Origin of the sequence: Robertmurraya sp. DFI.2.37, assembly GCF_029211245.1 — a bacterium.
Taxonomy (GTDB): domain Bacteria; phylum Bacillota; class Bacilli; order Bacillales; family Cytobacillaceae; genus Robertmurraya; species Robertmurraya methanolica_A.
Genome location: NZ_JARGEJ010000549.1, coordinates 1 through 308 on the forward strand (window position 1 = coordinate 1; position 308 = coordinate 308).

Below are 308 nucleotides of genomic sequence, written 5' to 3' on the forward strand. Positions count from 1 at the left end.
ACTTGGAATTCTTAGAATCTATCACAAGATACGAATTAGCAAAACGTGAAGCGAAGAGCCTTGAAAAAAGAATGAAGTGGGCACGCTTCCCTTTCGTGAAGTCATTAGATGAATTTGAACTTAAAGGCCAAAACGTTCTAACAGCTCGCCAGCTTTCTCAGCTTCGAGAATTGAGCTGGTAAGAACAACAGTACAATTTAATTCTTCTAGGCCCTCCAGGCATCGGAAAAACGTATATCGCAATTGGGCTGGGACTCGAAGCCGTTTATAGAGGATTCCATGTTTACTTCGCTACAATGGGTGAGCTT

At 42.2% G+C, this 308-nt stretch carries 1 pseudogene; it reads left to right on the forward strand.

The window, feature by feature from the left end:
* Positions 1-308, forward strand: a pseudogene (gene istB / locus PZE06_RS33555) (IS21-like element IS643 family helper ATPase IstB); the annotation flags it as partial.